This is a genomic window from Spirosoma sp. 209 (assembly GCF_002006735.1).
GTDB classification, from domain to species: Bacteria; Bacteroidota; Bacteroidia; order Cytophagales; family Spirosomataceae; genus Spirosoma; species Spirosoma sordidisoli.
Window position 1 is genome coordinate 184,488 of record NZ_MVEC01000006.1, and the last position, 15,504, is coordinate 199,991.

Consider the following 15,504-nt stretch of genomic DNA (forward strand, 5'->3'; position numbering starts at 1 on the left):
GTACCTGCCAATAAATTTATCAGCACAGCCAGCTTTCCAGCCAGGTGGTCAGGGCTATAACCAGCCATTGGTCTTTTAACCCCGATCGCAGCGTTGACAGCGCCTTGGCAATGTATACCTCAACGGTACGCACCGATAGCTTCAGCTCCTGGGCAATATCTTTCGCTTTCCGGCTTTCGAACCGGAACATGATAAACACCTTACGACACTGCGGAGGCAGTTCGGCCACCATCTTATCGATGCGGTGGTACAGCTCCTCGTACCGCATGATGGACTCGGGCAGATCGCCCAGGGGGGCCTCCTGCTTCTCGGCCGACTCAAGCGAACAAAGTTTTTTATGCTCGTTGGCCAGGTAGTTGTACGATCGATTCCGGACAGACCGAAACAGGTACGCCCGGTACGACTGACGCACCGACAGGTAAGCGCGGGTGTCCCAGAACGTATAAAATACATCGGCAACCAGATCCTCAGCTACCTCTTTGGAATAAACGAACCGGCTGGCGTGGGTGCACATGGGCCGGTAATAATGCCGAAAAAGCAGTTCGCAGCCCTTTTTCGGATCAGTCTCGAATACCTTCCGGATAAACAGCTCCGTATCGACGGGTAGCTTCACTAACTCATCCGGGGTTTCGTTGGCGGTCGGGTCACTAACTATATTGAAAGGTCTTTGAAAAGCACTGGTTGAGAGCGTCAAAGGAGCAACTGTCTCCATAAGTTAGCTATGATTAAGTTAGTTTTTCGGCCACCTATCTATAAGACAAAAAAGCCGATAGAACTACGTAGCTAATTTCTAATTTTTTCCAGAAAAATTTGGACAAATTCTCTTTACGGTAGGAATGACTAGGTACATATCACGTACCTAAAGCAACCACAAGTCTTTCTACAGCGCGTTGCCCGACCGCCAGGCAGTAGTTATACCCTTTCGTAGCGGTTGGTTGACATAGGCCGGGCACGGTATAGAAAATAGTACCTTCGTTTGTATGGCCGATCGTACAGCCCTGATCTCTTTCTATAACCTTGCTATAGTGGTTAACCCGAACATAATGAAGTGTTTACCAACCCGGTACTGAATCGACATCAGGTATGCAAGCAGACATAGGAAAGAAAGTTGCTATCAGGATTCCATATCGTTGTGTTAAAAAACCTTACTATCCAGATAATCTTATACTTAATAATGATATAAAAATACTTTTACTTTGTAGTTGCGGAATCTGCCTCTATACTCAACAACCAGGGAAACAGAGCCGATTAAGGTCACGGTACTTATCTGTCTCGGTTTCTACGAAATAACCGCTACAGGGTATATGAAAAGCCGGTTCCGTCTCCAAACCCGACCATTAACCAACTCGGCTCACCTGACCGGTACCTACGGACAGGCAGGCACATAGACCCACTGGAAGCACGAACTGAACCTGTACAGTACAACTCAATTTTCACCATACAACTGAAAGCGGAAAATTTACCCGTTCAGTTGGCGTAAGGGATCTCCAAACATTCATGCTAGCCCATACCGACGACAAAGATTTGTGGCAATTGTATCGTGAAGGCGATAGGCTGGCATTAGGTGGACTAGCCGAGCGCTACTATCGCGTGTTGAGACACTATGGGCTGAAGTTCATGGTCGATGAGGTCGTTGTTGAAGACTGCATACAGGAGCTTTTCTTACAACTCTGGCAAAACCGTCTGCAAATCGGCGACACCGAGTCGGTTAAACATTATCTGCTCAAAGCACTCCGCAACCACATTATCCAGCATATTAGAACCCAGAAACGGGTGTCGTACGAAGAACTGGACTGGGATACTTCAGTAGCAGAAGAGGCCGATTCGGAGTCCTTGCTGATTCATCAGGAATCTCTGAGCCTGCTGACCAAACGTGTTCAGAACCAGCTGGACCTGCTCCCTGCGCGGGAGCGCGAGGTGCTCTACCTTCGCTTCTACGAAAATTTATCGGTACCCGAAATTGCTGAGGTCATGCAGGTAAACCGGCAGTCGGTTTCCAATCTTCTCCAGAAAGCGCTTGGCAAACTCCGGAAACGCTGGCTCGTACACGCCCTGCTGATTAGTTGGATTTTTTTTCAAAAAAATTTGCTTTGAGAAGGGTATGAGCGGCCGGACTCTTCGTACTATCAAGGAATATAGTAGAATAGTTCAATGAGCCTGCCAACCCAGAACCTGGTAACCTTAGACGACTTTTTGCAGAGCGAGGACTTTCGCGTCTGGATGCGGGAAAGACGACCCGAGGATCAGCTGCGCTGGAAAACCTGGCTGGCCGAACATCCTGATCGCCAGGAAGTCTACGAACAGGCCGTTGCTACCTTTCTGGTTTTGCAGGGCACACAGCATACTATTTCCGACAAAGCCGTAAAAGACCGCGTGGAGCAGGTGATTCAGCAGCTGCCTCCCGCAACGGCTACGATCCGGCCGTTTAGCAACTGGCAGTGGGGTCGGTGGGTAGCTGCGGCTACCGTAGCCGGTCTGATCGGCTGGTGGCAACTGGGCTTCCCCCTATTCGATCCGCTGTCGGTTGCCAATACCCCGCCCAAACAGGCTACAAAACAGGACGCCTGGAAACTGGTGAAGAACTCGACCGGTCAGGCGCTGGTCGTGATTCTGCCCGACAGCTCGTCGGTACTGCTGTCTACCGGTAGTCAGCTGCGCTATCGCAAACAGAACAGCGGTTCGGTGCGGGAGGTGTATCTGCAGGGAGAGGGCTTCTTCGAGGTTACCAAAAATCCGGAAAAACCCTTCATTGTCTATGCGCCCAACCTAACCACCAAAGTACTGGGAACCAGTTTTCAGGTGCGTGCTTTCAGGCCGGGGGCAGCTTCCTTCGTAAAGGTAAAAACCGGCCGGGTAACCGTTACGTCTACCTCCTCGCCTACCGAAACGGTTCTGCTCACCGCCAACGAAGAGGCTAACCTCAAAACCAGCCATGAGCACTTTGTAAAGCACGAAACGCTGTCGGCCGACAATACAGACCGCATCCTCAAACAGCAATTCACCTTTGAGTACACCCCGGTACATGAGATCCTGAACCGGCTCGAAGAAAGCTATAACATGCCTATTCAGTACGACCGGGCTGCGCTTAGCAACTGTACGTTTACAGGGCAGCTCAACGACGTACCCTTTTTGGAAAAAATACGACTTCTGTGCCTGGCCACTGAATCTACTTTCGACGTGACGGACAACCTGGTAATCATCCATAGTCGCGGTTGTAAATGATTAATTCATTCACCCTTAATTAGCCCGAAACCAATGCAATAAATCTATCTATCACCTCACAGGGTGGTGGTATTCAGATACTTCCACTCCCTGTTGATAAATGTGTAAAAAAGACACATTTCAACGCCTTCCAAGGCATTTTCATCTCATGCGACAACTTTAAAAGCACAAAAACATGCATAACTGGTTGAACAGCCGCCAGGGTTGGGTCAGGCTAATGAAAGTTTCGAGCCTGCAAATTCTGCTGGCGCTTACTATTGTCAACATAAGCTTCGCGGTCAAAGGCAAAGCACAGGAAATTCTGAACCGGCGCGTTACCCTGAGCATCCAGAACCAGGATGTGGAAGAGGTAATCCGGCGAATCCAGGAACAGACAAAAATCCAGTTTCTGTTTAGCCGGGAAGTGATTCAGTCGAAACGCAAACTGAGCTACCAGGCCAAGAATGAACAGCTCCAGCAGGTACTGAACCGCTTGCTGACTCCGCTCAATTTAAGTTACGAGGTTGCCGGTCAGCAGATCGTTATCAAGCGAATCGCGACCGCACCCGTTCTTCCCCAGAACGCCCCCCGCGAATCCTCGATGGAAACCAGTCAGGATATACAGATCACGGGCCGGGTTATTGACGAAAAAGGCGAAGGGCTGCCCGGCGTCAACATCCAGATCAAATCGACAACGCGCGGTACTACCACCGACGAACGTGGTAATTACCGGCTGGCCGTTCCGGATGCCAACGCCGTGCTGGTATTCTCGCTGGTGGGCTTCACCGCCCGGGAGGTTACCGTTGGCTCACAGAACGCCATCAACGTTACGATGGCGCCTGATGACAAAACGCTGGATGAGGTGGTGGTCGTCGGCTACGGTACGCAGCGCAAACGCGACGTGACGGGCTCCGTTGTTTCGGTCAATGAAGCGACGCTGAAAGAAGTACCGGCTCCCAACCTGATCAACCAGCTGAAAGGCCGTGCTGCCGGGGTAACCATCGTCAGCAACGGCTCCACGCCCGGTAGCCAGGGATCTATTCGTATCCGTGGTAACCGCACGCTAACCAGCGGTCAGGCATCGGCAAGTGATGGCGCCGACGGCCCGCTGGTGGTGGTAGACGGTATACCGTTCGGCGGTCTGAACGACATCAACCCCGATGACATTGCCAATCTGGAAATCCTGAAAGATGCCTCTGCCACGGCTATTTATGGATCACGGGGTGCGGGTGGCGTTATTCTGGTTACCACCAAGCGGGGTAAAATCGGGAAACCGGTTTTCAGCTACGATGGCTACCACGGCGTAACGACCATCATGGACAAGTACAACGTCATGAACGGGCAGGAGTACGCCCAGTTTAAACAGGATGCAACCAAATACAACCGCACGGCTCCGGGCACCACAGCCTACCCGCTGACGATTAAGGAGCAGGAAGCATTGGCGGCCGGCGTTTCGACCGACTGGCAGGATTTGATTTATAAGCCCGGCTTCAACACCAACCACCAGCTGGGTATGCAGGGCGGTACTGACAACACCCAGTACTCACTGGGCCTGGGTTATTTCAACGAGACGGGTATTATTCCCAGCCAGAAATTCGAACGCTATACCATCCGGGCCACCATCGATCAGCGGCTTGGAAAAAGCATCAAGATCGGTTTGAATACCCTCAATACGCTTACCTACACCAACACACCGGGTGGGGGTGGCGTGCCGGGTGGCTTGGTTCGGTTAACCCCGCTGGCCTCTCCCTATAATGCGGATGGCACCGTAAACCTGTTTCCTTCGGAAGGGTCCATCGATGCGGCTAACATAAATCCGCTGACGATCATCACGAAACGAGATGCCTATCTGGGGCGTACCCGGTCGTTGAGAACGTTCAACAGTCTGTATGGCGAGGTAAACATCCTGCCCGGTCTGCGGTACCGGTTCAATGCCGGTCTGAACTTTAGCCAGTCCAACTATAATGGCTACAATGGCCCGCTTACCTATTTTAACCAGGCTCAGGTTCAGTCGTCGTCCAACGCCGAGATCAGCAATACCGAGTTCTGGGATATCAACCTCCAGCACCTGCTGTACTACGACAAAACATTTGGGAAGCACAAACTGGGTGTTACGGGTCTGTACGAGATCACCAAAAACCACTCGCTGGGAAGCCGGTTTACGGTAACGGGGGTACCGGCCGATTACATCAAAACGTCGAACTTCTCGCTGGCATCGGGCCAGCCGGTGGCTAACTCAGACTTTGGTAACAACTTCACCGAAACCGGTTTGCTTTCCTACATGGGTCGGGCCAACTACAGCTACAACGACCGCTACCTGTTAACCCTTACCCTGCGTCGCGATGGCTCGTCGACCCTGTCGCCTGCTAACCGGTACTTCAACTACCCGGCCATTGGCGCGGGCTGGAACGTGATCGAAGAAGGGTTTATGAAATCCATTCCGGCTATCTCGAACCTGAAGCTACGGGGCGGCTGGGGTATCTCCGGCAACCGGAACGTAGGCGCTTACGCCACGCTGGGTGCCCTGTCGGCGGGTTATTACAACTTCGGCCTGGGTACGGCCGGTCAGCAACTGGCCTATACCGTTACCAGCCTGCCTGCTACCAACCTGGGCTGGCAGTCGACATCGCAGGTCGATATCGGGATTGACTTTGGCTTCCTCAACAACCGGATCACCGGTACGGTTGACTGGTATCTCCAGAAAACCAAAGATATTCTACTCTCTGTGCCGCTGCCGCCGAGCAACGGTGCCGGCTCGACCCTGCAAAACCTGGGCCGCACAGAAGGCCGGGGTTTAGAAACATCGCTGACCTTCGAGATTTTCAGAAATCCCGGCGGGTTCAACTGGAGTGCCGACGTGATTTACTTCTTCAACCGGGAGAAAATCACCCAGCTCACCACACCAACCGAACTGTCCAATATTGGCGCCGGCTGGTTTGTGGGCCAACCCCTTTCGGTCATTTATGATTACAAGAAGATTGGCATCTGGCAGACCGCCGATCAGGAAAGCGGCCTGTTGGCCAGACAAACCGTACCCGTCCAGCGTCCCGGTCAAATCAGGGTTGAAGACGTAAACGGTGATAACCGCATCGACCCGGCCGACCGGCAGATTCTGGGCAATTTCCAGCCCAAGTGGGAAGGCGGCATTACGAACCGGTTTAGCTTCAAGAACTTCGACGCATCTATTGTGACCTTCGCCCGGATGGGCATGAAAGTAGTGGTGCCGTATCTGACGGGTAACTCGACGGGTTCGGGCGGGTTCGCCTTCTTCAACCAGGGCCGGGTAAACCAGGTTAAAACCGATTACTGGACGGATACCAACCCGACCAACGCCTTCCCGGCGCCGGATGCCGGTGGTGCTGTGCAATGGTTTGGATCAACGCTGGGCTATTACGACGGGTCGTTCGTTAAAATCAGAAGTATCAACCTGGGCTACACCTTCACCAGCCAGTTGCTCAAAAAGGTGGGTGCCAGTTCGGCCCGGCTTTACATAAACGCCACCAACCCGCTTATCCTGTATTCGCCCCTGGTTCGTGATAATCTGGCTATCGATCCGGAAGGGAACGGCTACGCTAGCGGTCAGACAACGCTGAATGACCAGGCGGGAAACCGGGCAACGCCGGAGCGCCAGATTTCGGTAAACCTCAACAACCCGCCGGTTCGCCAATTTACGGCCGGAGTAAACCTTAAATTCTAATCATTGACACTCCTATGAAATCGATAAAAGTTGGGGCCCTGCTTGGCCTTATGGCTTTATTAAGTACAGGGTGCGAAGAGATTCTGGAAGAGAATCCGCAGTCGCAAATTGTTCCTTCTTACTTCAACAGCCCTTCGGGGGTGCTGGGTGGTATTGCCGGTGTCTACAACGACATTCGGGGACAGTGGGGTACCGAAGGGTTTACCGTTGAGATGCAGGCCGGTACCGATGATTTTTTGCAGGGCGCCAGCTCGGGCGGGGGACCTGCCTACACCTACAACGGTCTGAACGGGAGTAATTTTGGCTCGGCCTGGGGCGTGGCTTTTCAGGATATCAACACGCTGAACGGCGTATTGCAGTACGGTGCTACCATCGATTTGCCGGAAGCCACCCGCCGTCAGTATCTGGCCCAGGCCAAGTTTCTACGCGGATTCTGGTATTTCTATCTGGTACAGACCTGGGGCGATGTGCCGCTCAGCACCACCTTTATTACGGTGCCTTCGCAGGCCGCTTCCCGTCAGCCAGCCGCCGACGTGTACGCTCAGATCATCAAAGACCTGACCGAGGCTGCTGCCGACCTGCCCAACACACCAACGGCGCCGTTCCTGGGTAAAGCCGCCACCAAACCCGTAGCGCAGCTGCTGCTGGCCAAAGTGTACCTGACCCGTGGATGGCTCAACAATACGGCGGCCGACTTCACCCAGGCGGCTACCATCTGCGCCGATATCATTGCCAACAAAGCCACCTACGGGCTCGACCTGTGGGCCGATTATGGCGATGCCTTCGTGCCGGCCAACGACTACGGCAAAGAAACCATGTTTGTGAGCGATCACGTGCTCGACCCGAAGTTTGGGTACTATCAGGTCGGCGCGGGTGCCAGTGGCGGTGCCGCCCAAAACCTGACGCCCTGGTTCACGACCTGGAACTACCCCAACAACAGCGGTGTCAACTCGTTCGTCAATGCCGCCGGTACGCTGGTCAACAGCGGCACCTCCGGTATGATCCGCGACTCCCAGTACGGCCGTCCCTACGTTCGGATGCGGCCCAACACCGACAGGCTGAAAACGGGGCCCAACACGGGTAAGAGCTATTTTCTCGATCAGGCCTTCACGAACCGGAACATCGATACCCGCTTTGCCAATTCGTTCACGACGGTCTACATCGCCAACACGTCGGTTACCAACACCCCTACAGCCGCCAACAACAGACGGGGTATTGGGTATACAACCGTGGTTGGCGCCGATACGGCCGTGTGGCTGCCCGATTTTGAAGTGGCGGGTGCTCCCCAGTTTGTCGGCACCAGACCCTTCAAAGGCATTGTTGTACCGCCCAGCCTGTGGAACAATGGTATCTTCCCGGCGCTGAAGAAGTTTATGGACCCCAGTCGCGGGGCTAACTTCAACGATCCCTCGACCCGTCCTGTTGTTTTATACCGCTTTTCGGATGTGTACCTGACGGGAGCCGAAGCCTACCTCAAAGCCAATGACCCTACCCGGGCAGCGGCACTGATCAATGTAGTACGGCAGCGGGCGGCCTTTAAAAAGACCAACACAGCCGCCCAGAACGCAGCCGCAGCTACGGCCCTGACCATCACCCCCGCTGACGTTACGGTCGATTTCATCCTGGACGAACGCAGCCGGGAGTTCTTCGGCGAATGGCAACGGTGGCATGATCTGGTCCGGACACGTTCGCTGGTACGCCGGGTGCAGGCCTGGAACCCCGAAGCGGCTGCCAACATCAAGGACTACCATATGCTTCGGCCAATTCCCCAGACACAGATAGACCGGGTTGTTGAAGGACCTAAATTCCCGCAAAACCCTGGCTACTAAATTTTTACAAGTAGCAGTAGTATCAGATGGAAGAGGCTATTTTAGTCCTCTTTCATCTTGTTTTTGGGTAGTTGGTCTGTCGTTTTTGCTGGTAACTTTGGCAGGCCGCATACCATCCGTTCGCCATCGAGGCCATCGAATCTACCCCTTTTAGTGCGTTTTAGATGAGACACTTTCTTTGCTTGCTTCTGCTGGCCCTACCGATCCAGGTCTTTTCGCAGACCAGTTCAGCGCTCAAACTCTGGTACAACAAGCCGTCGGGCCAGACCTGGGAAAATGCCTTACCAGTCGGTAATGGCCGTCTGGGAGCAATGGTATATGGTAACGTAGTCCGGGAAACCATACAACTCAATGAGCACACGGTCTGGAGCGGAAGCCCCAACCGCAACGACAATCCGGATGCGCTGACGGCTCTGCCAGAGGTTCGTCGGTTGATCTTCGAAGGGAAACAGAAAGAAGCGGAACAACTGGCTAACAAGGCGATGATTACCAAAAAGTCGCACGGACAAATGTTTCAGCCGGTTGGTAATCTGCACCTTACCTTCAACGGACACGAAAACTTTACTAATTATTACCGGGATCTGGATATAGCCCGAGCCGTTGCCAGCACATCGTATACGGTAAATGGGGTAACCTACACCCGCGAAGTGCTGGCTTCGTTCCCCGATCAGGTACTTGTTATGCGGCTGACCGCCAGCCAACCGGGCCGGCTGTCGTTTTCCGCTTCTTACTCCACTCCTCAAGTTAACGCGAAGATTACCGTTAACGCAGCCCGCGACCTGACCATTGCCGGCGTCACATCGGATCACGATGGGGTCAAAGGTATGGTCAGGTTCAAAGGCATTGCCCGGATAAAAACCGAAGGCGGCTCGCTCGCAACCACCGACACCTCCCTCACGGTGCAGGGCGCCAGTGCTGCCACCATTTATCTGTCAGTAGCCACCAACTTCAACAACTACAAAGACCTCAGTGGCGACGAAAACGCCCGGGCAGAAACGTACCTCAACAAAGCCTATCCCAAACCCTACGCGGCTATTCTGACATCACACGTAGCCGCGTACCAAAAATACTTCAACCGCGTGGGGCTGGACCTTGGCTTAACCGAAGCCGCCAACCTGCCAACCGACGAACGACTAACGAATTTCCGATCAGTCAATGACCCCCAACTCGTCACGCTCTATTACCAGTACGGCCGTTACCTGCTGATTTCGTCGTCGCAGCCTACGGGTCAGCCCGCTAACCTGCAAGGCATCTGGAACAACAGGATGCGCCCCCCCTGGGACAGCAAGTACACCATCAACATCAACGCCCAGATGAACTACTGGCCCGCCGAGAAAACCAACCTGGCCGAGTTGCACGAGCCGTTTTTACGGATGGTACGCGACCTGTCGGAGACCGGTCAGGAAACGGCGCGGGTCATGTACGGCGCCCGCGGCTGGATGGCTCACCACAACACCGACATCTGGCGGGCAACGGGCGCTATCGACGGGGCCTTCTGGGGCATGTGGGTGGCCGGTGGCGGCTGGACGAGTCAACACCTCTGGGAGCATTACCTCTACAATGGCGACAAAGCTTATCTGGCCACGGTTTACCCGATCCTGAAAGGAGCCGCCACATTTTATGTGGACTTTCTGGTGGAGCATCCGAAATACCACTGGCTGGTCGTAAATCCCGGCAGTTCGCCCGAAAACGCACCGCAGGCCCATGGTGGCTCATCGCTCGATGCGGGTACGACCATGGATAACCAGATTGCATTCGACGTTTTCACGACCACCATCCGGGCGGCCGAACTGCTGAAACAGGATGCCGCTTTTGTCGATACGCTGAAGCTGATGCGCAGCAAACTGCCACCCATGCACATCGGCCAGCATGGGCAATTGCAGGAGTGGCTGGAAGATATTGACGACCCCAACGACAAACACCGCCATATTTCACATCTGTACGGCCTGTTTCCATCCAATCAGATCTCGGCTTCCCGCACGCCCGGCCTGTACAATGCGGCCAAAACAACCCTGATTCATCGGGGCGATGTGTCGACGGGCTGGAGTATGGGCTGGAAAGTGAACTGGTGGGCACGTTTGCAGGACGGTAACCATGCCTACACGCTGATTCAGAATCAACTGACGCCACTTGGCGCTAACAAGGAAGCCGGGGGTGGAGGCACGTACAACAACCTGTTCGACGCGCATCCACCCTTTCAGATCGATGGCAACTTTGGCTGTACGTCGGGCATCACCGAAATGCTCATGCAAAGCGCCGACGGAGCCGTTCACCTCCTGCCCGCCCTGCCCGACGTATGGCCGACCGGTAGCATCAAAGGAATACGGGCAATCGGTGGCTTCGAGGTGGTTAATATGGAGTGGAAAGAAGGCAAGCTGACGAAGCTCGATATAAAGTCTAACCTGGGCGGTAACCTGCGCGTACGTACGCCCAACGCGCTGAAAGCGGGCAAAGACGTAACGTTAAAACAGGCATCCGGTCCGAATAGCAACCCATTTTACGCGGTTGAGACCACGCCTACACCCATCATTGCCGCCAACGCTAGCCTGACAGCACCCGTACTGAAAGAAACCAGGCTGTATGACATAGCCACTCAGCCGGGGAAAGTGTATTCACTGGTGGGGCAGTAAACTTTTTGTTTTTTGTCATTACTCCTGCCGCACCGGCGGACCGGTCGGGATGACAAAAAAAGCGAACGACAAAACAGTCATTAAAAACGTGAAAATCAAATCATTGATGGAAAGATATATTGCCTCTTTTGCCCTGATTCTGTGCTGTTTTATGTCCAGCCACATCGCATCGGCGCAGACCACCCTGACCAACCCCGTCCTGACCGGTTTTTACCCCGATCCGAGCATTGTTCGGGTGGGGCCTGATTATTATTCGGTGCATTCTACGTTTTCGTATTTCCCGGGTTTGCCCATCATGCACAGCCGCGACCTGAAAAACTGGAAGCAAATCGGCAATGTGATCAACCGGCCTTCGCAAATGGAGTTCATGGGCGAGCGGATGACCCGCGGGTTATTTGCCCCAGCCATCGCGTATTACAAAGGGACCTACTATGTGACGTGTACGGATATCGACCATGATGGAAATTTTGTCGTGACGTCCAAAAACCCGGCGGGTCCCTACAGCAATCCGGTGAAAATTCCGCAGGTACGCGGGATTGACCCGTCCATTTATTTCGATGAAGAAACCGACAAAGCCTACATCATTTACAACAGCGATGCGCCCGACCGCAAACCCCTGTACTCGGGCCACCGCACCATCCGGATGTACGAGTTCGATTATAAGAATTTGACCGTTGTCGGCGAAGAAAAACAGTTGGTAAATGGTGGTGTAGACCTCTCGAAAAAACCCGTTTGGATCGAAGGACCCCACATTTTTAAGCGTAACGGCTGGTACATTCTGTATGCGGCCGAGGGCGGAACCTCCGTGAATCACTCGCAGGTGGCCTTGCGCAGCCGGGATGTTTGGGGGCCTTACGTACCATTCGAAGGCAATCCGGTGCTGACGCAACGAGGCTTACCGGCCGACCGACCCAACCCGATTACGTCGGCGGGGCACGCTCAATTTATCGAAGGTCCCGATGGCAACTGGTATTCGATTTTCCTGGCGGTACGCCCCTACGAAGGCGATTATTACAATACAGGCCGTGAAATGTTCATCGCTCCGCTGACGTGGGTAAACGACTGGCCGATGATCGAACACGGCGAAAAGGCCATTGAATACCAATACAAAACCAACATTAAGGAGGTAAAGCAGAAAGGGGCTTTGCCGCAAAGCGGCAACTTCGCGTATACGATGACGTTCGACAAAGGGCTCGATCTGTCGATGCTTTTTTTGAGAACGGTTGATAGCAGTTCGTTTAAAACGTCGAAGGCCAATGGACTGACACTTACCCTCAAACCCGAAACAATTTCAGAAGCAGGAAATCCTTCGTTTGTGGGCAAGCGTCAGCAACACTTGTACAGCACCGCCGAGACAGAACTGAGCTTCTCGCCCAAGTCAGACAATGAGAAAGCAGGTTTGGTGATCTTTCAGGATGAACGTCATTTTTACTTCGCGGCCAAATCAAAAAAGGAAGGCAAAGACGTGATTCAATTGTTCAAGAGCAAAGACAAAACGCTGGAACTGGTAACTGAAGCCCCTCTGAATTCATCTGCTGCGAAACTAAATGTCAAAATACAGTCGGAAGGGGCCTTGTACAGTTTTTACTACTCGACTGATGGAAAAAACTGGAACCTGTTGAAAGACCAGGTTGACGGCAAGTTTTTGAGCACGAAAGCGGCCAACAGCTTCATTGGCTGCGTATACGGTCTATATGCCACATCATCAGGCGAAAAATCCGAAAATTCGGCATCGTTCAAGTACCTGGCCTACAAAGGCGACGACCCGATGTATAAGAAGTAATTTGTCATCCCGACGTCAGGACCGGGCCGCCGGGATGACAAAAGAAAAACAACGTTACTATTGAAAACGACCCTACTCCATATCGCCCTCCTCCTGCTGACCAGCGTTTCAGCACTGGCGCAGATGCAACCGTTCGCCTTGCAGAACGTTAGGCTGACGGGCGGACCATTCAAAAATGCGCAGGATGTTGACCAGCGGTATATCCTGGCCCTGAACCCGGATAAACTGCTGACACCGTACCTGATCGACGCTGGCTTGCCGGTAAAAGCGCCACGATATGGTAACTGGGAAAGCTCGGGGCTGGACGGGCACATTGGTGGGCACTACCTGTCGGCGCTGGCCATGCTGTATGCCTCGACCGGGGATGCCGAGCTGAAAAAACGACTCGATTACATGGTCGATCAACTGGCACAGTGTCAGGCCAAAAATGGTAACGGCTACGTGGGCGGTATTCCGCAGGGCAAGGTGTTCTGGGAGCGGATTCACAAAGGCGACATCGACGGCAGCAGCTTCGGACTTAATAACACCTGGGTACCGCTCTACAACATTCACAAGCTGTTTGCGGGCCTGCGCGATGCCTATGAGTACGCCGGAAACAAACAAGCCAAACAGGTACTAATCGGCTTGGGCGACTGGTTTGTTGAGCTGATCAAACCCCTGTCCGACGAGCAGATTCAGCAAGTGTTGCGCACCGAACACGGCGGCATCAACGAAACGTTCGCGGATCTCTATATCCTGACGAAAGACCAGAAATACCTCGAAACGGCGCAGCGGATTTCGCATCGGGCCATTCTGGAACCGCTGATGGCGAAGCAGGATAAACTAACCGGATTACACGCCAACACCCAGATTCCGAAAGTGATCGGGTTCGAGAAGATCGCTACGCTGACGGGTAAAAACGACTGGTCGGAAGCGGCCCAATACTTCTGGCAAAACGTATCGCAGACGCGCAGTGTGGCTTTCGGCGGAAACAGCGTACGGGAGCATTTCAACCCGACCACGGATTTCAGCCAGGTGTTGAAGTCGAATCAGGGGCCGGAAACCTGCAACTCGTTCAACATGCTGCGGCTGAGTAAAGCCCTGTTTCTGGACAAAAATGACGTCAGCTACGTTGATTTCTACGAACGGACGCTCTACAACCACATTCTGTCGAGTCAGCACCCCTCAACAGGTGGGTTCGTATATTTCACCCCCATTCGGCCCAACCATTACCGGGTGTATTCGCAGCCCGAAACCAGCATGTGGTGCTGCGTGGGATCGGGCATTGAGAACCACACCAAGTACGGCGAGCTGATCTACAGCCACTCGGCTAATGACCTGTTCGTGAACCTGTTCATTCCATCAACGGTGAACTGGACCGACAAATCCGTCAAGCTGACCCAGCGCACCGATTTCCCATACGAAAACGGGGCTGAATTACTCATCGAGACAACAAAACCACAGGAGTTTTCATTGAACATCCGTTACCCAAAATGGGCCGAAAACCTGGTCGTTCTGGTGAACGGCAAAGAACAGCCGGTCGATGCGAAACCGGCCAGCTACGTGGCCGTTCGTCGGAAATGGAAGTCGGGCGATAAAGTGACGGTCCGTTTCAATACCTCGACACGGCTGGAATATTTGCCCGATGGCTCGAACTGGGCGGCCTTCGTAAACGGTCCCATTGTGCTGGCCGCTAAAACCTCTACCGCCGACCTGACGGGTCTTTTTGCCGACGATAGCCGGATGGGCCACGAAACAAAAGGCAAATTGTACCCGATCACCAACGCCTACGCGCTGGTAGGTGAGCCAACAACGTACCTGAAGCGCCTGAAACCGGGTAAGAACCTACATTTTAGCCTGGACTCGCTGACGCTGCAACCGTTCTACGAGGTGCACGACGCCCGATACCAGATGTATTTTCAGACGTTTACCCAGGCGGCCTATGATGAGCAGAGAGCCAGGTTGAAACAACAGGAAGCCGAAGCGCTTGCCCTTGAAGCACTAACCATTGACAAGGTGAATTGCGGGGAACAGCAGCCCGAAGTCGATCACCAGTATAAAGGTGAAAAGAGCGATTCGGGCTACGACGACGAGCAGTTCTGGCGACGTACCCGATCCTCTATCAGCTACCAGTTGCAAAACAAAAACCGGGCGGGTAAGTACATCGACATTCGTGCTTTAGATACTATAAAGCCGGAGACAGTACGCTTTCTGATCAACGAAAAAACGGCCCAGATTCTTTCTGCCGACGGGAAAACGATCCGATTAAACGCAGATGATACTGAAGCGATTACGATAAAAATTATAGCTACCACCGGAACAAATACTCCGCGCTTTCACCAAATCAGACTCATAACGAACTAACCATGTTTCTTGTCAAAAAGA

8 protein-coding genes are annotated in these 15,504 nt (G+C 53.4%); 7 read left to right on the forward strand and 1 reads right to left on the reverse strand.

What is annotated here, in order from left to right; translation table 11 throughout:
• Positions 1–19: 19 nt before the first annotated feature.
• Positions 20–712: an RNA polymerase sigma-70 factor gene (locus B1C80_RS11840; RefSeq protein ID WP_077921307.1), complete on the reverse strand. Its 693-nt coding sequence runs from the start codon at positions 710–712 to the stop codon at positions 20–22.
• A gap of 785 nt (positions 713–1,497) precedes the next feature.
• Between B1C80_RS11840 and B1C80_RS11845 the strand changes: the two genes are divergently transcribed.
• The 7 genes from B1C80_RS11845 (at position 1,498) to B1C80_RS11875 (ending at position 15,483) form a co-directional block, all read left to right on the forward strand.
• Positions 1,498–2,094 carry an RNA polymerase sigma factor gene (locus tag B1C80_RS11845; RefSeq protein WP_077921308.1) on the forward strand — a complete coding sequence of 199 codons (597 nt, stop codon included), beginning with the start codon at positions 1,498–1,500 and terminating at the stop codon, positions 2,092–2,094.
• A 57-nt stretch (positions 2,095–2,151) separates the two neighbouring features.
• Complete coding sequence (locus tag B1C80_RS11850; protein WP_077921309.1) at positions 2,152–3,222, forward strand: FecR family protein; 1,071 nt, start codon at positions 2,152–2,154, stop codon at positions 3,220–3,222.
• A 217-nt stretch (positions 3,223–3,439) separates the two neighbouring features.
• Positions 3,440–6,898, forward strand: coding sequence for a TonB-dependent receptor (locus B1C80_RS11855; protein ID WP_369822698.1), 3,459 nt, complete (start codon positions 3,440–3,442; stop codon positions 6,896–6,898).
• Between the two features lie 14 nt (positions 6,899–6,912).
• Positions 6,913–8,727, forward strand: coding sequence for a RagB/SusD family nutrient uptake outer membrane protein (locus B1C80_RS11860; RefSeq protein WP_077921311.1), 1,815 nt, complete (start codon positions 6,913–6,915; stop codon positions 8,725–8,727).
• Between the two features lie 164 nt (positions 8,728–8,891).
• Complete coding sequence (locus B1C80_RS11865) at positions 8,892–11,357, forward strand: glycoside hydrolase N-terminal domain-containing protein (RefSeq protein ID WP_077921312.1); 2,466 nt, start codon at positions 8,892–8,894, stop codon at positions 11,355–11,357.
• Between the two features lie 106 nt (positions 11,358–11,463).
• Positions 11,464–13,140, forward strand: a complete 1,677-nt coding sequence (locus B1C80_RS11870; protein ID WP_077921735.1) for a glycoside hydrolase family 43 protein — start codon at positions 11,464–11,466, stop codon at positions 13,138–13,140.
• A gap of 60 nt (positions 13,141–13,200) precedes the next feature.
• Entirely contained in the window at positions 13,201–15,483 is a 2,283-nt protein-coding gene (locus B1C80_RS11875) for a glycoside hydrolase family 127 protein (RefSeq protein WP_077921313.1), read from the forward strand.
• The last annotated feature ends 21 nt before the right edge of the window (positions 15,484–15,504 follow it).